We start from the raw sequence: 17,581 nt of genomic DNA on the forward strand, positions 1-17,581 counted from the left end.
AAATGAAAAAGATTTGTTATTTTATCAACTCAGATTGGTACTTTGAACTGCATTGGGTTGAAAGAGCGCTGGCGGCTCAGGCTGCTGGCTATGAAATCCACGTTGTTAGCCACTTTGTGGGAGACGACATTCAGCAAAAGTTGGCAGATAAAGGTTTTATCTGCCACGATTCATCAGTATCTGAGCTGTCCATCAACCCGTTCAACTTCTTTGGTTCATTGGCCAAGGTATGGTCGTTGCTCAAAAAAATTGACCCAGACGTACTGCATTGCATCACTATCAAACCTTGTTTGATGGGGGGGTTCTTTGCGCGTTTTTACAACAAACCGATTATTCTGGGCTTTGTCGGGCTTGGGCGTGTCTTTATGGAAGACAAATTGTCAATGAACGTCATTCGTTATCTGACGTTACATTCGTACAATCATATCTTTAAGAACAAAAAATGCTTGCTGGCCTTTGAGCACGAACACGACCGCGATCGACTTCTTGCGCTGACTGAAGCGAAAAAAAGCCAAACGGTTGTTATCGATGGTGCCGGCATTAACCCCGATATTTATCACTACTCGCTAGAAATCAACCGCGAAAAACCGGTCGTCTTGTTCGCCAGCCGATTGCTCTGGAGCAAAGGATTGGGCGATCTGGTCGAGGTGAAAAAGCGCTTGGCGCAGAAAGGCGTGGATTTTGTGTTGAATGTGGCGGGAATTTCCATTGTTGACGATCCGGATGCGATTCCGCTGTCGCAAATAGAAGAATGGCACCAGCAGGGGCTCATCAATTGGTTGGGTCGTTGCAGCGACGTTTACAGCCTGATTGAGGCCTCTAACGTTGTCGCTCTACCTTCTACGTATTCAGAAGGCATTCCGCGTATTTTGCTGGAAGCGTCTTCGGTTGGGCGTGCTTGCATCGCTTATGACGTGGGTGGTTGCCAAAGTCTGATTATTGATGAGTACACCGGCAGCCTGGTGGAGATGCGCAATATCGAGGTTCTGGCAGAGAAGTTGGAGCAGTTGCTTACCAGTCCAAGCAAGCGCGTTGAGATGGGTGTGCGCAGCCGTGAGCGTATCGAGAGCAAATTCGCCTCATCATTGGTTATTGATGACACGTTAAAGCTCTATCAGCGTGCGATCGCAGCCGGAAGTTATTGAGCGTCGTGTGAGCGTTGGGTTTTTCGGTAAAAGGACAGTGGAAAATCCAAATTTGTAAGCAAGAGTCATGGCTGTAACCTAAACGGCTGTTATTGTCGCGATTGTGTAATTTTTGATGGTTCGTAATCTGTTGCAAAGCCTATCGCACCAATCACTACCCACCCGGCTCAATCCTGAGTTAACATGTGTGCCACATCACAAAACCTGCTGGCCGACGTTGCCAGCAGGGTCATCCTCAGACAGGAGTTCCTAAATGTCCAAGCAACAAATCGGCGTTGTCGGCATGGCGGTAATGGGCCGCAACCTCGCGCTGAACATCGAGAGCCGTGGTTACACCGTTTCCATTTTCAACCGTTCTGGCGACAAGACTGACGAAGTAATCGCTGAGAATCCGGGCAAAAACCTGGCGCCGTATTACACCGTTGAAGAGTTTGTCGAATCGCTGGAAAAACCGCGCCGCATCCTGCTGATGGTGAAAGCGGGCGAAGCGACGGATAAAACCATTGCCTCGCTGACTCCGCATCTGGACAAGGGCGATATCCTGATCGATGGCGGCAACACCTACTATCAGGACACCATCCGTCGTAACCGCGAACTGTCCGATCAGGGCTTCAATTTCATCGGCACCGGCGTTTCCGGCGGTGAAGAGGGGGCGCTGAAAGGGCCTTCCATCATGCCTGGCGGCCAGAAAGAAGCTTACGAGCTGGTGGCGCCGATCCTGGAGAAAATCGCTGCGGTTGCGGAAGGCGAGCCTTGCGTGACTTACATCGGCGCTGACGGTGCAGGCCATTATGTGAAGATGGTGCACAACGGCATCGAATACGGCGACATGCAGCTGATTGCCGAAGCCTATTCTCTGCTGAAGCAGGCGCTGAACCTGAGCAACGAGCAGCTGGCCGAAACCTTCGCCGAGTGGAACAAGGGGGAGCTGAACAGCTACCTGATCGACATCACCAAAGACATCTTCACCAAGAAAGACGAAGAGGGTAAATACCTGGTCGATGTGATCCTGGACGAAGCCGCCAACAAAGGCACCGGCAAGTGGACCAGCCAGAGCTCGCTGGATCTGGGCGAACCGCTGTCGCTGATCACCGAATCGGTGTTCGCACGCTACCTGTCCTCGCTGAAAGATCAGCGCGTTGCCGCGTCTAAAGTGCTGACCGGGCCGAAAGTGGCACCGTTCACCGGCGACAAAGCCGAATTCATCGAGAAAGTGCGTCGCGCGCTGTATCTGGGCAAGATCGTATCCTACGCGCAGGGCTTCTCTCAGCTGAAAGCCGCGTCCAAAGAAAACAACTGGGATCTGCACTACGGCGAAATCGCCAAGATCTTCCGTGCCGGCTGTATCATCCGTGCCCAGTTCCTGCAGAAGATCACCGACGCTTACGCGGCGGACGCCGATATCGCCAACCTGCTGTTGGCGCCATACTTCAAGCAAATCGCCGACGAGTACCAACAGGCGCTGCGTGATGTTGTGGCCTATGCCGTGCAGAACGGTATCCCTACGCCAACCTTCTCCGCCGCGATCGCCTACTACGATAGCTACCGTTCAGCGGTGCTGCCGGCTAACCTGATCCAGGCGCAGCGCGACTACTTCGGCGCTCATACTTACAAGCGTACGGATAAAGAAGGTGTATTCCACACCGAATGGTTAGACTAACTTACTGTAATCATTAAATATTTTAAACCACCATGCTACTGGCATGGTGGTTTTCTTGGCTTTAATTAATTATTCCTACTAGCCGTTTCTGCATTAATTGTTACTACTTCATTTGGCGTCATTCCCTCTGTCTTCAATATTGCGAAATTATCAAGACAGCATATATATGCTGACTCTTTACGACACTATTAGATAGAGAGAAAGGTTCATATTAAGGTTTTTATGAAAAAATAACCTATCTTGAAGGTTTACGGGGTATATGCTGCTTTTATTGTTATTATTGATCACTGCGTCAGTATCTATAAACCAGATATTAGATATACATCGTTTAGCGATATTGGAGGAATGCTGCGGCGGTTAATTGCATGGACACCATTAAATATAGTTTACAGTGGAATTGCACCTGTTTGCATTTTTTTCATTCTAAGCGGTTTTGTTCTTTCGATTAAGTTCAATAAAACCCACGAGGGTAGTGCCATATTCAATGGCGTTGTAAAGAGATACCCAAGGCTGGTTCTTCCTATTTTAGCCTCTACGCTGATGAGTGCATTGCTATATTATATATTGAAGTATACAACTGGCCATGTGATTGAACTCGGTTTTATTCCAGCGATTCTTGAAGCGGTGTATTTCGCGCCTTTCCAACATGTGCCTTTGCATAATTATGCTCTGTGGACTATATCTTTCGAGTTTTATGGATCTTTTATTGTTTTTGGTCTGCTTGCGTTCTTCGGTATGCACCGTAGGCGACTAATATTTTATGCATTGGTCTTCTCTTTCCTTTATGCATGGGGCTCCTTTTATTGTCTCTTCGTCTTTGGAATGATTTTAAACGATTTATATATCGACAATAAATTCAAAATCCATGGAGTGCTGCGTGCACTTATGTTTTTGATCGGCATTGTGCTGGCAACTTCGCCGTATGAACGGGATGGCGTGTATTTATATGGAGGCATCTATAAATACATTGAATACATTTCCGTTGGCTCATATCGAGATACTTATCAAATGCTTATGTTGACAGGAAGTATGCTGATTTTTATGTCGATTTTAGGCAGTAGTTTGAGTGAAAAGTTGCTCGAAAACAAGCTGGCGCAGTTTTTGGGACGTATCTCTTTCCCGTTATATGTCGTACATGTCTGTATACTTAATATTATTGCTGCAATAGCGAAGAGTTATTATGGTGACATACACATGTCTACGTTCATAATGCTATTGTTAGTTACCGTATCAGTGTGCCTGTTGCTTTCTTACTATTTTGAAAAGTATATTGACTTGCCATCAATTAAAATGGCAAATGTATTCGCTAAAAAAATAGCATGATTTTCGCAACCATCAAATATATGGCTGACATTTTTAAGTGGATTCAATGAATGAATAAGGATGCTATGATCGACGTTAATAGTAATACTTCCGCAGCAAGCGAAAGTGTTAAGATTTCGATAATAATCCCGGTATACAATGCTCAGAATTCCATTGTCGCAACCCTGGATTCTATTTTACGTGCGATTAAGAGTACACATGAAATCATCCTCGTCGATGATTGCTCTACTGATAATACTATCTCGGTGATCGAGGGTTATCTTGCTCAGAGAGGAAATATCAAGCTCATTAGGCAAGAGAAAAATCAGGGGCCGGGTGTTGCCAGAGATGTAGGCTTGGCGTCAGCGAGCGGTGAGTATACGATCTTCTTCGACAGCGATGACTTTATGCTGCCTAATGTGGCCGATAATGCCATCGCCAAGCTTGAAAAAAGAAAAACTGGACGTTGCCGTAACTCAGTACAATATCGTTTATGGCAAAGCCAAAGAAAGTATTGGCATGTGGGAAGGCGATGAGAAGTTGTTTGAGGAAGTGCGAGTAAAATATGGTGATATCCTTTCTCTGCAAAAGCTACCTGATTTCCTGACGCTAACAAACTATCCTTGGAATAAAATCTGTAGAACACGGTTTTTAAAGGATAATGACATAAAGTTTGGCAGTTTACGTTTACATGAAGATATTTTTCCGCACTGGAAAATATTGATGAATGCAGAGAGAGTTGCCATTCTGAACGATGCAATATGTAATTATATGCTTTGTCCTGAAGGCAGTAATGTGACTAATAATAAAAGTCAGTTACGTATGCAGTGCGTAGATGCTATTGCTGAGTTATATGACTATATTAAGTCAGATAAGCGCTATGATGTTTATACAACGAGTTTCTTCTTGTTTAGCGTAAATCTGATTGATTGGGCAAAAGAAAATATAGTTATTGACTTCAAATCAGCACTAGTCTCCAAAGTGAGAGACGTTTTCCTGCAGAGCAGTTACAGTGATCTGCAAAAGGTTTTCCACACAAATAAATATATTCATTCTAAAGTGTGTGAGTATTTAGTTAATAAAAAGGTTTTTTGAGATGACTGCAAAATTATCTATCATTGTCACGTCCTATAACATCGAAAAATACATTGGCGAATGTTTGGACAATGTTCTAGCTCAAACGCTAGAAGATATTGAAATCATTGTAGTGGATGATGGTTCTAAAGATAGCACGCCGAAAATTATCGAGTCTTATGCCGAGAAAGATAAGCGTATCATTCCTATTTTGATGAAAGAGAACTCACCTGGTGGGGTTGCTACCGTTGCTAATATTGGCATGGAAGCCGCTACGGGCGAATTTATTGGTTTTGCCGATGGTGACGATCTTTACGATCCGACAATGTTCGAGAAGCTTTATAACATTGCAGTGGCTGAAAATGCCGATGTCGCGATGTGTAACTTCCTCGAGTTTGAGACAGAAACCGGCATCGAGAATGCGCCGTATGAACCTGCCTGGGCAACATTAGCGAACAAACCCGTTTGGGATATTCGCAGCGTTGAGAACAAGAAGAAAGTTCTCGAATTGTTGCCTGTGCCATGGCGTAAAATTTACAAGCGGAAGCTCATTACCGACAATAATCTGAAATTCCCTGTTGGGAAATACTTCTTCGAAGATAATGGGTTCCATTGGTTTGTCACGTTAACGTCAGATAAAGTCTGCTTTATCGATGAAGTGCTCTGCTATCACCGCCGTAACCGTGCTGGCCAGACGATGATGGCCGGCGGGGATCGGTTACTCGGTGTTTTCCTGCAGCACCAGGTTATTTTTGACTATCTTGAAAAGTCAAAAATGCTGGCGCAATACCGCGAGTATTCACTCAACTGGCTGGTTGGCCATATTGCTTGGGTAAGCCAGGTTCTTACGCCTACGTTTTCCACAGAGTTCTACGAAACACTGTTGCCGCACGTAAAACGCTATCAGAAAGGTGAGATCCAGTCTTACTTGTCCACGCGCTTCTATGACAGAAAAACGGTTGGTCTCGTTATTGCACTGATGAAAGAAAGCAGTGCAGATTTCTCAAAAGTCATGAATGGTTGGGTAGCGAAAACGAAGGCTGAAAAATTACGCTTCAACTACGATAAACTGGGGCCTGGTGGGTTGCTGAATATGCTGGTGCGTATAGGCAAGCACAAGTTTATCGAACGCGGACTACATCGTAAGAGTACGCGGGCTTTGTTGATTGAAAATAATGCAAGATTGGACTCCATTCATTGGCGTTTGTCAGAGTTAGAGAGAATGATCGAGTCTGGGTTTATTCTGCAAGAGCAGAGAATTGCGGAAATAAAAAAGCAGGTTGAAGAGATTAAATAATCAGAAATAGGCCTTATGCGGTAGCATAAGGCTTTTTTCATTTAATCTCCTTCGATTATATGATTATAGGATCAAGCGCGGGAGGTTTCGCTGGGGGCCAATGTCATTCTAAAAGTTGGCTTTATTACAATGAACATGGTGGAATAATAATGTCTGAAGTTAAAACGATACCCTATGTTTCGGTAGTTATGCCAGTTTTTAATGCCGAGATTTATATTTTTGATGTCATTGATAAAGTCAGAAAGCAAACGCTGAAAGAACTCGAGATTATTATCGTTGACGATAATTCTACGGATGGTACCAAGGCGATCCTGGAGCGTATTGCCGCCGAGGATGACAGGGTTATATTGCTTTCCGGCATTGAAGGTGGTGGGGCCGGTGCTGCACGCAATGTTGGTTTAAGCCATGCCCGAGGTGAGTTTGTTGTTTTCCTCGATGATGATGATTTCGTTGATGAAAACCTGATGGAAAAAGCCTATTCAATGGCGAAATCGCATGATGCCGATGTTGTCATTTATAGAAGCCAGTTTTATAACGTTCAGCAGGATAAGCATCTGTCGATTCCCTGGTCGATACGCACAGATCTGCTGCCACAAAAAAACGTGTTCTCTTCCATTGAGATCGAGAGGGATTTTTTCAACGCTTTTATTTGGTGGCCTTGGGACAAAATGTTGAAGCGTGAGAGGATATTAGCTGAAAATTTGCAATTTCAGCAAATAAGAACCTCAAACGATCTCTATTTTATTTGTGCGTTCGTTTTGTTATCTGAAAGAATATGTATTCTTGATGATGTATTAATTGATCACACGGTTTCCAGAGAGACATCTCTGTCTAATACCCGCGAAAAGTCCTACCACTGTGCAATTGATGCGTTGGAAGCATTGAGATCCTTAATGATTGAGAGAGGGATCTATGATGGACGAAAAACCGATTTTATCAACTATTCGGCTTCATTTCTCGAGTGGCATTTAAATACCTTGTACGGTAAGGCTTATTTCACATTATATGATGATGTCAGAAGTTATCTGAATAAGCTCGGTGCTAAGTTCGAGGATTTTTACGAAGAAAGAACACACGTTTTTTTCGACAGTCTTTATCGTTTGTCAGCGGATGAGTACCTCTTTTATTTAAGCCGACGTTTGCAGAATGAAAACGATGAGTTGGTTTCTGCTAATTATGATCTCTCTTCTGCCAATCGTGAGGCCGAGTCGTCTTATCAGATGTTGTCTACCTCTTACCAAGACGTTTGCGCCGAGTTCAAACGTAAAGAGGAAGCGGAACAGAAGCTACATGCTGAACAGCAAGCTATGGAGGCTAAGCTGAGTGCTCTGGAGGCTCGACTCAGAGCCCATGAAGGGGTGATTCTCGAGAAAGGCCACCAATTGAGAGCCGCTGAAAGCGAGATAGAGTCGCTTACGCATCAACTAAGAGAGTGCGAAATGCGCAATCGTGAGATAGTAAATTCTTGGCCATGGCGGCTGATGGCCCTGTTCCGGCCTTCGCGCAAAAACGGAAAAAATTAAGAATCACGTAGTGGGGGCTGGGCTTTGATTCTCTTCTGCTGCTGTTTTCGATGCTTGTGAACAAATAAAAAGCCGCCGAGGTTAACGCCCGGCGGCTTTTTTATTGCGCGTGATTTAATGTCACGCTTTTTTCTGATGCCGCTCGCGCAGCCGGCCGATCACCGCGCTCAGATCCAAATCCTGGTCCTGCAGCAGCACCAGCAGGTGATAGATCAGATCCGAGGCCTCGTTGGTCAACTCTTCGCGATCGTTGACCGTGGCGGCCAGCGCGGTTTCCACGCCTTCTTCCCCGACCTTCTGCGCGATGCGTTTGGTGCCGCTGGCGTACAGGCTGGCGGTGTATGAGCTGTCCGGGCTGGCATGCTTGCGCTCCGCCAACAGCTGTTCCAGCTGATAGAGGAACGTCCAGTCGCTGGCGGCCGGGTGGAAGCAGCTGCTGTTGCCCAGGTGGCAGGTCGGGCCGATCGGGTTGGCCAATACCAGCAGCGTGTCGTTATCGCAGTCCGGCGTGATGCTGACCACCTTGAGGAAGTGGCCGGAACTTTCGCCTTTGGTCCACAGGCGCTGCTTGGTGCGCGAAAAGAAGGTGACATTGCCGCTCTGCTCGGTGGTCGCCAGCGCTTCCGGCGTCATGTAACCCAGCATCAGCACTTCGCCGGAAACGGCGTGTTGCACGATGGCCGGCATCAGGCCGTCGGTTTTCTCCCAGTCCAGCTGGTTTCTCTGTTGTTCTGTCAGCACACGCGAATCTCCACGCCTTGTTCGACCAGGAACCTTTTCAGTTCGCCGATATTGATGATTTGTTTGTGGAACACCGATGCCGCCAGCGCGCCGTCGACGTCCGCATCGCGGAACGCTTCCAGGAAGTGCTCCATCGTGCCCGCACCGCCGGAGGCGATCAGCGGCACTTTGCAGACCTCGCGCACCCGACGCAGCTGCTGCAGATCGTAACCGTTGCGCACGCCGTCCTGGTTCATCATGTTCAGCACGATCTCACCGGCGCCGCGGCGCTGCACTTCCTGCACCCAGTCGAGGGTTTCCCACTGGGTGACGCGGGTGCGGCTCTCGTCGCCGGTATATTGATTGACGTGGTATTTGCCGGTTTCACTGTCGAACCAGGTATCGATGCCCACCACGATGCACTGCACGCCAAAGCGATCCGCCAGGCGGCTAATCAGATCGGGATCGGCCAGCGCCGGTGAGTTGATGGAGATTTTGTCGGCGCCGAAAGACAGGATCTGGCTGGCGTCCTCGGCGCTTTTAATGCCGCCGGCGACGCAGAACGGAATATCAATCACCTCCGCCACGCGCGACACCCAGCTTTTGTCCACCACCCGGCCGTCGCTCGAGGCGGTGATATCGTAAAACACCAGCTCGTCCGCGCCTTCTTGCGCATAGCGCTGCGCCAGCGGCACGATGTCACCGATGATTTCGTGGTTGCGGAACTGCACGCCTTTCACCACTTGCCCGTCTTTAACATCCAGACACGGGATTATCCGTTTTGCCAGCATGCAATCGCCTCCTCAACGCTAAATTTACCTTCCAGCAGGGCGCGCCCGACGATCACGCCGGCAACGCCGCTGCCGCGCAACTGGGCGATGTCGTCCAGATTGCCGATGCCGCCTGAGGCCTGGAAGGCCACCTGCGGATAACGGCGGCTGATCGCCTGATACAGCGCCACGTTGGAACCGGCCAGCGTGCCGTCGCGCGAAATGTCGGTGCACAGCACGTGTTTCAGCCCGTAGGGCAGGAACTGCTCTACCACCTGTTCAAGCGTGGCGTCGGAATCCTCCTGCCAGCCGCTGATGGCCACGCGCTTCACGCCCTGCGCGTCGATGCGCACATCCAACGCCAGTACCAGCGCGTCGGCGCCATAGCGTTCGAACCAGCTTTGCACCAACTGCGGTTGTTTCACCGCGGTGGAGCCGATCACCACGCGCGTGGCGCCGGCCTCCAGCAGGGCGCTGACGTCTTGCTCGTTGCGGATGCCGCCGCCGACCTGCACCGGCACGTTAACCCCCGCCAACAGCTTGCGCAGCAGCGGGATCTGGCGCGCGGCCGGATCTTTGGCGCCGGTCAGATCGACCAGGTGCAGCACCTGGGCGCCCTGTTGTTGATAGTCCTGCAGGCGCAGCAGCGGATCGTTGCCGTAGTCGCGCTGTTGGCCGTAATCGCCCTGATGCAAACGCACCACGTTGCCGTCGATCAAATCCAAAGCCGGAATAATCATGCTGCCTACATCTCCAGAAAGTTTTTCAACAGTTGCGCTCCGGCCGCTCCAGAACGTTCTGGATGAAACTGTACGCCGAAGAAGTTGTCTTTTTGCACGGCGGCGGTGAAGGGCTCGCCGTAATTCGCCTGAGCGATGGTGCTGGGGCATATCGGCATCGCATAGCTGTGAACGAAATAGAAGTAGGCGCCGTCATCGATGCCGCGGAACAGATGGTGGCCCGCCTGCGCGGATACCTGGTTCCAACCCATGTGCGGCAGCGGCAGGCCGAAGTCGGTCATCTGCTTTACCGGCGTATCGATGAGGCCGAGCGTCGTTATGCCGCCGTTCTCTTCGCTGCTGGCCGCCAGCAGCTGCATACCGAGGCAGATGCCCAGCACCGGCTGAGTGCAGGCCCTGATAAGTTCGATCAGATCGCGTTCGCGCAGCTGATCCATCGCCGCCTGCGCGGTGCCGACGCCCGGCAGGAACAGCTTGTCGGCGCGCAGCACGATCTCCGGATCGCGGCTCACTTCCGGCTGATAGCCCAGGCGCCGCACCGCATAGGTGACGGAGGCCAGGTTGGCGCAGCCGGTATCCAAAATCACCACGTTCATCACAGCACTCCTTTCGAGCTCGGCAGGGTATTGCCCTCGACGCGGATCGCCTGGCGCAGCGTGCGGCCAAACACTTTGAACAGGCTTTCGACCCGGTGGTGGTCGTTTTTGCCTTTGGTCTTCAGGTGCAGCGTGCAACCCATGGTGTAGGAGAGCGAGCGGAAGAAGTGCTCGACCATTTCGGTGCTGAGATCGCCGACGCGCTGATAGTTGAACTCGGCCTTGTACTCCAGGTGCGGGCGGCCGGAGATATCCAGCGCGCAGCGCGCCAGACACTCGTCCATCGGCAGCACGAAGCCGAAGCGGGCAATGCCGCGCTTGTCGCCCAGCGCCTTGTTCAACGCTTCGCCCAGCGCCAGGCCGGTGTCCTCTACGGTGTGGTGATCGTCGATATACAGGTCGCCTTTGACATCGATCTCCATGCGGAAGCCGCCGTGGGTAGCGATCTGATCCAGCATGTGGTCGAAGAAGCCGACGCCGGTTTTGATTTTGCTGCCGCCTTCGCGATCCAGCCAGACGTTGACATCGATCTGCGTCTCTTTGGTCACGCGGTTAACCCGCGCATGACGGTCGCGCAGGGTCAGCTGGCGCACGATCTCTTTCCAGCCCAGCACGCCGCGCTGGTAGCGCAGCCCCTGAATGCCCATGTTTTCCGCCAGCTGCACGTCGGTCGGCCGATCGCCGATCACGTAGCTGTGGGCGGTATCGAGCACGCCGGGTTCGAGGTAACCCTTCACCAGCGCGGTCTTCGGCTTGCGGCAGTCGCAGTTGTCCGCCGGCAGGTGCGGGCAGATCAACACGTCGGCGAACTGAATGCCCTGCGAGCTAAGGATCTGCATCATCAGGTTGTGCGGCGGATCGAAGGTTTCCTGCGGGAAACTGGCGGTGCCGAGCCCATCCTGATTGGTGATCATCACCAGCTGATACCCCGCCTGTTGCAGCGCCAGCAGGGAAGGGATCACGTCCGGCTCAAGCGCCAGCTTGTCCAGGCGGTCAACCTGGAAATCTTCCGGTGGCTCGGCGATCAGCGTGCCGTCACGATCGATAAAGAGGATTTTTTGGCTCACATTGGCTCCTGGCGAGTCTGGTTGGCGCCGGGCAGGGCGGACAAGGCGTCCACCACGCGTTGACATTCGTCGCGGGTGCCTATGGTGATGCGCAGGCAGCCGGACAACCCGGGCTGTTTGTTTTGGTCTCGTAAGATAATGCCCTGATCCCACAAGCTTTTAAACACATTACTTGAGGCGGTGAAGCGGGCCAGCAGGTAATTGCTGTCGCTGGCGAAAACCTGCTCGACGCAGGCGCATTTTTCCAGCTGTTGCTGCAGCCAGCTGCGGGTGGCGGCGATGTCGGTGACGCGCTGGCGCATGGTGCGGATGCCTTCTTCGCTCAGCGCCTGCGCGGCGATATCCGCCACCGGTGTCGAGAGCGGGTAAGGCGCGATCACCTTCAGCAGCAGGGCGATCAGATCTTCGTTGGCGAGCGTAAAGCCGCAGCGCAGGCCGGCCAGCGCAAAGGCCTTCGACAGCGTGCGCAGAATAGCCAGGTGTGGATAGTCGCTCAGCCACCCGGCCACCGAGGCCTGCGGGCAAAACTCGATATAGGCTTCGTCCACCGCGACGATCGCTTTGCCTTTGGCCATCTCCAGCAGGCTGCGCAGAGAGTCCGGGTCAATCAGGTTACCGGTCGGGTTGTTCGGGCTGCAGACGTAGATCAGTTTCACGTTGTCCAGGCTGTCCGCGATGGCTGGCAGATCCAACTGCCAGTCCTCTTTGGCGGCCACGGTGCGGCGCTCCACGCCAAAGGTTTCGGCGCTGACGGCGTACATGCCGTAGGTCGGCGGGCAGAACAGAATGGCGTCTTTGCCCGGCTCGCAGAAGGCGCGGATCAGCAGCTCGATGCCTTCATCGGCGCCGCGGCTGACCAGCACCTGCTCTTTCTTGACCCCGGCATAGGCGGCGTAGCGTTCGATCACCTGCGCCGGCTGGCACTCCGGATAGCGGTTGAAGGTTTGCGCCGTCAGCTGGAATTCCGGGGCGATCGGGTATTCGTTGGCGTTCAGCCATACGTCGCCCTTGCCGCCGAGGCGGCGCGCCGATTGATAAGGGGTCAGCTCGCGAACGTTGGCGCGCGCCAGTTTTTCGATGCTCATGCTTGCTCCTTCAGGGCGGCGACGCGCAGGGTCACGGCGTTCTTGTGGGCGATCAGCTGCTCGGCGGCAGCCAGCGTCTCGATGGTGGCAGCCAGGTTGCTGAAGCCCTGCGGCGTCAGCTCTTGCACCGTCATGCGTTTTTGGAAATCGGCCAGACCAAGGCTTGAGCAGGTGGCGGTGTAGCCGTAGGTCGGCAGCACGTGGTTGGTGCCGGAGGCGTAATCGCCGGCGGACTCCGGCGACCAGTCGCCGAGGAACACCGAACCGGCGCTGGTGATGCCGTCCACCAGATCGCGCGCATTGCGGGTCTGAATGATCAGGTGCTCCGGGCCGTAACGGTTGCTGATGGCCACGCACTCCGGCAGATCGCGTGCCACGATCAGGCGGCTGCTCGCCAGCGCTTGGCGGGCGGTGTCGGCGCGCGGCAGCTCGGCCAGCTGGCTTTCCACCGCGTCGGCCACCGCCTGCGCCATCGCCGCGTCCGGCGTCAGCAGGATCACCTGCGAATCCGGGCCGTGCTCGGCCTGCGACAGCAGATCGGAAGCGACAAATGCCGGGGTGGCGCCGGCGTCGGCGATCACCAGCACTTCCGAAGGACCGGCCGGCATGTCGATGGCCGCGCCGTCAAGGCGCTGGCTGACCTGCCGCTTGGCTTCGGTCACGAAGGCGTTGCCCGGACCGAAGATCTTCGCTACGCGCGGCACGCTTTCGGTGCCGAACGCCAGGGCGGCGATCGCCTGCGCGCCCCCGACCTGAAACACTTCCTGCACGCCGCACAGCTGCGCCGCATACAGGATCTCATCGGCGATCGGCGGCGGCGAGCACAGCACTACCCGGCGGCAGCCGGCGATGCGCGCCGGCGTCGCCAGCATCAGCACGGTGGAGAACAGCGGCGCCGATCCGCCGGGAATATACAGGCCCACTGAGTCGATTGGGCGGGTCACCTGCTGGCAGCGCACGCCCGGTTGCGTTTCGACGTCCACCGGCGGCAGTCGCTGCGCGTTGTGGAAGGTTTCCACGTTGGCGACGGCCACCGCCATCGCCTGTTTGATGTCGTCGCCCAACCGCGCGGCGGCGGCGGCGATCTGCTCGGCGCTGACGCGCAGCGTCGAGACTTCCGCCTTGTCGAAACGGGCGCTGTAGTCGCGCAACGCCCGATCGCCGTTGGCCTTCACGTTGTCGAGGATCTCGTTCACCGTGCGGGTGATGCTGTCGGAAGCGGCGATCGCCGGACGCATCAGCAGCTCGGCCTGGCGTTCGGCGCTGCACGTCGCCCAATCGATCGGCGTGTTGAAGGTCGACATGGCGTTACTCCATCATCTTTTCAATCGGCAGCACCAGAATCGAGCTGGCGCCGAGCGCTTTCAGTTTTTCCATGGTTTCCCAGAACAGGGTTTCGCTGCTGACCATGTGCATCGCCACGCGGTTCTGCGCGCCGGCCAGCGGCAGAATGGTCGGGCGTTCGGCGCCCGGCAGCAGCGCGACGATCTCGTCCAGTTTCTCGCTCGGCGCGTGCAGCATGATGTATTTGGATTCGCGCGCCTGGATCACGCCCTGAATGCGGGTCATCAGGCGGTCAATCAGCTGCTGTTTGGCTTCAGGCATTTCGCCGTCGCGCTGGATCAGGCAAGCTTTGGAGCGGTAGATCACCTCCACTTCGCGCAGGCCGTTGGCCTCCAGCGTGGCGCCGGTAGAGACCAGATCGCAGATGGCGTCGGCCAGGCCGGCGCGCGGCGCCACTTCCACCGAGCCGTTCAGCAGGCAAGATTTGAAGCGCACGCCCTGTTTGTCGAGATATTGCTTCAGCAGGTGCGGGTAAGAGGTGGCGATGCGGGCGTCCTGCAGGCTTTGCGGGCCGGCGTATTCGGCGTCGAGCGGGGTGGCCAGCGACAGGCGGCAGCCGCCGAAATCGAGGCGGCGCAGGGTGAAGTAGCGCGGGTCTTCACCCTGGGCGCGGCGGCTGAGCAGCTCTTCTTCCAGCACGTTCTCGCCGATGATGCCGAGATCGACCACGCCGTCCATCACCAGACCCGGAATGTCGTCGTCGCGCACGCGCAGGATATCGATCGGCATGTTTTCGGCGAAGGCGATCAGACGCTGCTGCTGCAGGTTAATCTTGATGCCGCAGCGCGCCAGCAATTCCTGGGATTCATCGCTCAGGCGGCCCGACTTCTGCATTGCGATCCGTAAACGTGTCTTGTCCAGCATGGTAACCTCTGTTTAATCTGTAATTTTATGAATTTATTGTAAAAACTATTCTTTCTGTCTGTCCGGAGCCAAAAAAAAACCCTCGGAAGAAATCTTCCGAGGGCTCTCTCTTGCGTTCTGCGCGCCACTGGAAGATTAACAAACCGTCTTCCAGCACACATCGCCTGAAAGACTAGTCAGGGTGATGGAGATGATGGTGGTTGAACTGAACGCGTGTCATGGTGTTTTCTCTCAGCAAAAGTCGGTAAAAAACCGTATGGCAATTAAGCTAAACTATCCGCTGTCCGCCGTGCAACTCTTTTTTATCGTCATAAATTTAATTTATTGAAACAGGTTGAGTTATTAGCCACACGCGGCTTTACCTAACCTTAAGCCGGTCAGATTGTATCGCCGCGCGCAGTGGCGTAGCCTTAGGGGCAGGGCGCTGCGATCTTCAGGAGAGGAAGAGGATGAAAAAGGTAGCCATTATTGGTCTGGGTTGGTTGGGCATGCCGCTGGCGTTGTCGCTGATGGGCCGCGGGTACGACGTGGTCGGCAGCAAAACCACGCCGGACGGCGTCGAGGCCGCGCGGATGAGCGGCATCGAATGTTATCAGTTGGAACTGACGCCGGAATTGATCTGCGACCCGGACGATCTGGCGTCGCTGCTGCGCGTGGATGCGTTGGTGGTCACGCTGCCCGCGCGCCGCACCGTCGAAGGCAGCGAGAACTATTTCAATGCGGTGCGCATGCTGGTGGACAGCGCAATGGCTTTCGGCGTGCCGCGGGTGATCTTCACCAGTTCCACTTCGGTGTATGGCGAAACCGCCGGCACGCTGCGCGAAGAGTCGCCGCTGCGGCCGGTCTCGCCGTCCGGCCGGGTATTGGCCGAGCTGGAGCGCTGGCTGCACGAGCTGCCGAATACCTCGGTGGACATTCTGCGCCTGGCGGGGCTGGTGGGCGCCGATCGTCACCCCGGCCGCTTCCTGGCGGGAAAGCTCGATGTGAAGGGCGGGTCGCAGGGGGTGAATCTGGTGCACCAGGACGACGTCATCGCCGCCATCCAACTGCTGCTCAAGCTGCCGAAGGGCGGCCACGTGTACAACCTGTGCGCGCCGCGTCATCCGGCCAAGCGCGATTTTTATCCGGCCCTGGCCGAGCAGCTGCACCTGGAGCCGCCGCAGTTTGCCGACGAAGCGGAACAGGATGAGCGGCTGGTGGACGGCAACCGCATCTGCAACGAGCTGGGTTTTGAATACCAGTATCCCGATCCGGCGCGCATGCCGGTCAGTTAACGTCCGTCAGGCCCCGCGCATGCGGGGCTTTTTTTCGCCGGCGCGCGCCAAATCCTCCAGCAGCGCGTTCAACGCCTCGTCGGGTTGGACGGGGCGGCTGACCAGGCTGAGCGTGGCGCGGTAAGAGAGCGCCGTGCCGCCCAACTGCCGCAGCAGCCCTTGCTCCACCCAGCGCGCCGCATAGTGGGTGGGCAGATAACCGAGACAGGTGCCGCTCAGCACCAGATGGGCGACGCTCTCCATGTGGTGGGCCACCGCGGCCAGATGCGGCGGGGCTATCGGGCACAGCTGCTGCGCCAGCAGGTAGCCGCGCTTGACCCAGCGCGCGTTTTCAATCTGCTCGCGCTCGGGTTCTTCCACCGCGAACAGCGGGTGATCCTCACTGCAATAGATCGCCTGCGTCTCCTCCAGCCACGGTTGATAACGCAACGCCTCCAGCTGCTGGCCAAAGTAGCCGATGCCCAGATCGAGCTGCCGGTGCAGCAGCCCTTGTTCAATCTCGTTCGGTGAACAGATGCGGCACTGCAATTGCACGTCCTGGCGGCGCCGCTGAAAGTGCTTGATGGCCTGACTGAACGGGTTGCCCGGCAGTGAAACCAGGTTATCCACCAGACCGATTTGCAGATCGCCGGTCAGCAGGCCGTTCAGCGACTGGCTGACCCGGGTGAAGTCGCGGGCGGCGTTGAACAAGGAACGGCAGGCGATCAGCATGCGTTCCCCTTTTGGCGTCAGCCGGAAGCCGGAGCGCCCGCGCTGGCACAGGCGAAAACCCAGTCGCGTTTCCAGCGAGGCCAGATGGGTGCTGATGGTGGATTGGTTCATCAGCAGCGTTTCCTGTGCGGCGCTGACGCCCTGGGCTTCCGCCACCGCGACGAACACCCGCAACAGCTTCAGATCGATATCGCTTAGGTTAGTGAGCATCGCCCCCTCCGCAGAACGTCGGCCGCTTAACCCATTTTTAACATCGAAGAAATAGGCGCGGCGCTGAAGATATGGCCTTTCTTATGGCATGAGATTGAAATAAAAATCAACGCTTCAATGGGTTAGTTACATCGTGTTTTTCGATGTTTACATGCAAAAGCGGGAATGGTAGCCGGTGCGGTCAACGGGGTAGTCTGCG

General features: G+C 54.3%; 18 protein-coding genes and 1 other annotated feature. Of the genes, 8 read left to right on the top strand and 10 right to left on the bottom strand.

What is annotated here, in order from left to right:
* Window positions 1–2 precede the first annotated feature (2 nt).
* The 7 genes from SERRSCBI_RS07640 (at window position 3) to SERRSCBI_RS07665 (ending at window position 8,001) form a co-directional block, all read left to right on the top strand.
* Window positions 3–1,145, top strand: coding sequence for a glycosyltransferase family 4 protein (locus SERRSCBI_RS07640; protein ID WP_033650622.1), 1,143 nt, complete (start codon window positions 3–5; stop codon window positions 1,143–1,145).
* A 253-nt stretch (window positions 1,146–1,398) separates the two neighbouring features.
* The gene (gene gndA, locus SERRSCBI_RS07645; RefSeq protein ID WP_042784055.1) at window positions 1,399–2,805 is read left to right on the top strand and encodes an NADP-dependent phosphogluconate dehydrogenase; all 1,407 of its coding nucleotides are present in this window, start codon (window positions 1,399–1,401) and stop codon (window positions 2,803–2,805) included.
* A 240-nt stretch (window positions 2,806–3,045) separates the two neighbouring features.
* On the top strand, window positions 3,046–4,128 hold the full coding sequence (locus SERRSCBI_RS07650) for an acyltransferase (RefSeq protein ID WP_232230748.1): 1,083 nt from the start codon (window positions 3,046–3,048) through the stop codon (window positions 4,126–4,128).
* 50 nt (window positions 4,129–4,178) lie between these two features.
* Window positions 4,179–4,643, top strand: a complete 465-nt coding sequence (locus SERRSCBI_RS25035) for a glycosyltransferase family 2 protein (protein ID WP_232230749.1) — start codon at window positions 4,179–4,181, stop codon at window positions 4,641–4,643.
* Window positions 4,627–5,202 (top strand): hypothetical protein, encoded by a 576-nt coding sequence (locus tag SERRSCBI_RS25040; RefSeq protein ID WP_232230750.1) that lies wholly within the window; start codon window positions 4,627–4,629, stop codon window positions 5,200–5,202. Before SERRSCBI_RS25035 ends, SERRSCBI_RS25040 begins: the two co-directional genes overlap by 17 nt.
* Before the next feature lies 1 nt (window position 5,203).
* Complete coding sequence (locus SERRSCBI_RS07660) at window positions 5,204–6,478, top strand: glycosyltransferase (RefSeq protein WP_042784056.1); 1,275 nt, start codon at window positions 5,204–5,206, stop codon at window positions 6,476–6,478.
* A 149-nt stretch (window positions 6,479–6,627) separates the two neighbouring features.
* The gene (locus SERRSCBI_RS07665; protein WP_049866667.1) at window positions 6,628–8,001 is read left to right on the top strand and encodes a glycosyltransferase family 2 protein; all 1,374 of its coding nucleotides are present in this window, start codon (window positions 6,628–6,630) and stop codon (window positions 7,999–8,001) included.
* Between the two features lie 120 nt (window positions 8,002–8,121).
* Here SERRSCBI_RS07665 and hisIE read toward each other — a convergent pair whose 3' ends face one another.
* The 9 genes from hisIE to hisL form a co-directional block, all read right to left on the bottom strand.
* Window positions 8,122–8,742: a bifunctional phosphoribosyl-AMP cyclohydrolase/phosphoribosyl-ATP diphosphatase HisIE gene (gene hisIE, locus SERRSCBI_RS07670; RefSeq protein ID WP_015377251.1), complete on the bottom strand. Its 621-nt coding sequence runs from the start codon at window positions 8,740–8,742 to the stop codon at window positions 8,122–8,124.
* A complete protein-coding gene (gene hisF, locus SERRSCBI_RS07675; protein WP_033642483.1) occupies window positions 8,736–9,512 on the bottom strand; it encodes an imidazole glycerol phosphate synthase subunit HisF in 777 nt (258 codons plus the stop codon). Before hisF ends, hisIE begins: the two co-directional genes overlap by 7 nt.
* Complete coding sequence (gene hisA, locus SERRSCBI_RS07680; protein WP_042784058.1) at window positions 9,494–10,231, bottom strand: 1-(5-phosphoribosyl)-5-[(5-phosphoribosylamino)methylideneamino]imidazole-4-carboxamide isomerase; 738 nt, start codon at window positions 10,229–10,231, stop codon at window positions 9,494–9,496. The genes hisF and hisA overlap by 19 nt, the downstream gene beginning before the upstream one ends.
* Before the next feature lie 5 nt (window positions 10,232–10,236).
* Window positions 10,237–10,827, bottom strand: a complete 591-nt coding sequence (gene hisH / locus SERRSCBI_RS07685; protein WP_021504315.1) for an imidazole glycerol phosphate synthase subunit HisH — start codon at window positions 10,825–10,827, stop codon at window positions 10,237–10,239.
* Window positions 10,827–11,894 carry a bifunctional histidinol-phosphatase/imidazoleglycerol-phosphate dehydratase HisB gene (hisB, locus tag SERRSCBI_RS07690; protein WP_015377254.1) on the bottom strand — a complete coding sequence of 356 codons (1,068 nt, stop codon included), beginning with the start codon at window positions 11,892–11,894 and terminating at the stop codon, window positions 10,827–10,829. The genes hisH and hisB overlap by 1 nt, the downstream gene beginning before the upstream one ends.
* A complete protein-coding gene (gene hisC / locus SERRSCBI_RS07695; RefSeq protein WP_042784059.1) occupies window positions 11,891–12,979 on the bottom strand; it encodes a histidinol-phosphate transaminase in 1,089 nt (362 codons plus the stop codon). The genes hisB and hisC overlap by 4 nt, the downstream gene beginning before the upstream one ends.
* Window positions 12,976–14,283, bottom strand: coding sequence for a histidinol dehydrogenase (gene hisD / locus SERRSCBI_RS07700; RefSeq protein WP_042784060.1), 1,308 nt, complete (start codon window positions 14,281–14,283; stop codon window positions 12,976–12,978). Before hisD ends, hisC begins: the two co-directional genes overlap by 4 nt.
* Before the next feature lie 4 nt (window positions 14,284–14,287).
* A complete protein-coding gene (gene hisG / locus SERRSCBI_RS07705; RefSeq protein WP_015377256.1) occupies window positions 14,288–15,187 on the bottom strand; it encodes an ATP phosphoribosyltransferase in 900 nt (299 codons plus the stop codon).
* Between the two features lie 70 nt (window positions 15,188–15,257).
* Window positions 15,258–15,384 (bottom strand) — a sequence feature (His leader region).
* A complete protein-coding gene (gene hisL, locus SERRSCBI_RS24675; protein ID WP_156965121.1) occupies window positions 15,360–15,407 on the bottom strand; it encodes a his operon leader peptide in 48 nt (15 codons plus the stop codon). Its footprint overlaps the feature before it by 25 nt.
* Window positions 15,408–15,636: 229 nt before the next feature.
* On the opposite strand from hisL, the gene SERRSCBI_RS07710 reads away from it, so the two are divergent.
* Window positions 15,637–16,461 carry an SDR family oxidoreductase gene (locus SERRSCBI_RS07710; RefSeq protein WP_033642487.1) on the top strand — a complete coding sequence of 275 codons (825 nt, stop codon included), beginning with the start codon at window positions 15,637–15,639 and terminating at the stop codon, window positions 16,459–16,461.
* Between the two features lie 6 nt (window positions 16,462–16,467).
* Here the strand turns inward: SERRSCBI_RS07710 and SERRSCBI_RS07715 are convergent, their stop codons facing one another.
* Complete coding sequence (locus SERRSCBI_RS07715; protein ID WP_042784061.1) at window positions 16,468–17,382, bottom strand: LysR family transcriptional regulator; 915 nt, start codon at window positions 17,380–17,382, stop codon at window positions 16,468–16,470.
* Window positions 17,383–17,581: the final 199 nt, after the last annotated feature.

Source organism: Serratia sp. SCBI (assembly GCF_000747565.1).
GTDB lineage: Bacteria > Pseudomonadota > Gammaproteobacteria > Enterobacterales > Enterobacteriaceae > Serratia > Serratia ureilytica.

Bases quoted from the DNA above. Each gene is read 5' to 3' on its own strand.
- SERRSCBI_RS25035 (WP_232230749.1), top strand. From the start codon at position 4,179: ATGAATAAGGATGCTATGATCGACGTTAATAGTAATACTTCCGCAGCA.
- hisF (WP_033642483.1), bottom strand. From the start codon at position 9,512: ATGCTGGCAAAACGGATAATCCCGTGTCTGGATGTTAAAGACGGGCAA.
- SERRSCBI_RS07660 (WP_042784056.1), top strand. From the start codon at position 5,204: ATGACTGCAAAATTATCTATCATTGTCACGTCCTATAACATCGAAAAA.
- SERRSCBI_RS07665 (WP_049866667.1), top strand. From the start codon at position 6,628: ATGTCTGAAGTTAAAACGATACCCTATGTTTCGGTAGTTATGCCAGTT.
- hisH (WP_021504315.1), bottom strand. From the start codon at position 10,827: ATGAACGTGGTGATTTTGGATACCGGCTGCGCCAACCTGGCCTCCGTC.
- hisA (WP_042784058.1), bottom strand. From the start codon at position 10,231: ATGATTATTCCGGCTTTGGATTTGATCGACGGCAACGTGGTGCGTTTG.
- SERRSCBI_RS25040 (WP_232230750.1), top strand. From the start codon at position 4,627: ATGTGGGAAGGCGATGAGAAGTTGTTTGAGGAAGTGCGAGTAAAATAT.
- SERRSCBI_RS07715 (WP_042784061.1), bottom strand. From the start codon at position 17,382: ATGCTCACTAACCTAAGCGATATCGATCTGAAGCTGTTGCGGGTGTTC.
- gndA (WP_042784055.1), top strand. From the start codon at position 1,399: ATGTCCAAGCAACAAATCGGCGTTGTCGGCATGGCGGTAATGGGCCGC.
- SERRSCBI_RS07640 (WP_033650622.1), top strand. From the start codon at position 3: ATGAAAAAGATTTGTTATTTTATCAACTCAGATTGGTACTTTGAACTG.
- hisC (WP_042784059.1), bottom strand. From the start codon at position 12,979: ATGAGCATCGAAAAACTGGCGCGCGCCAACGTTCGCGAGCTGACCCCT.
- hisD (WP_042784060.1), bottom strand. From the start codon at position 14,283: ATGTCGACCTTCAACACGCCGATCGATTGGGCGACGTGCAGCGCCGAA.
- SERRSCBI_RS07710 (WP_033642487.1), top strand. From the start codon at position 15,637: ATGAAAAAGGTAGCCATTATTGGTCTGGGTTGGTTGGGCATGCCGCTG.
- hisG (WP_015377256.1), bottom strand. From the start codon at position 15,187: ATGCTGGACAAGACACGTTTACGGATCGCAATGCAGAAGTCGGGCCGC.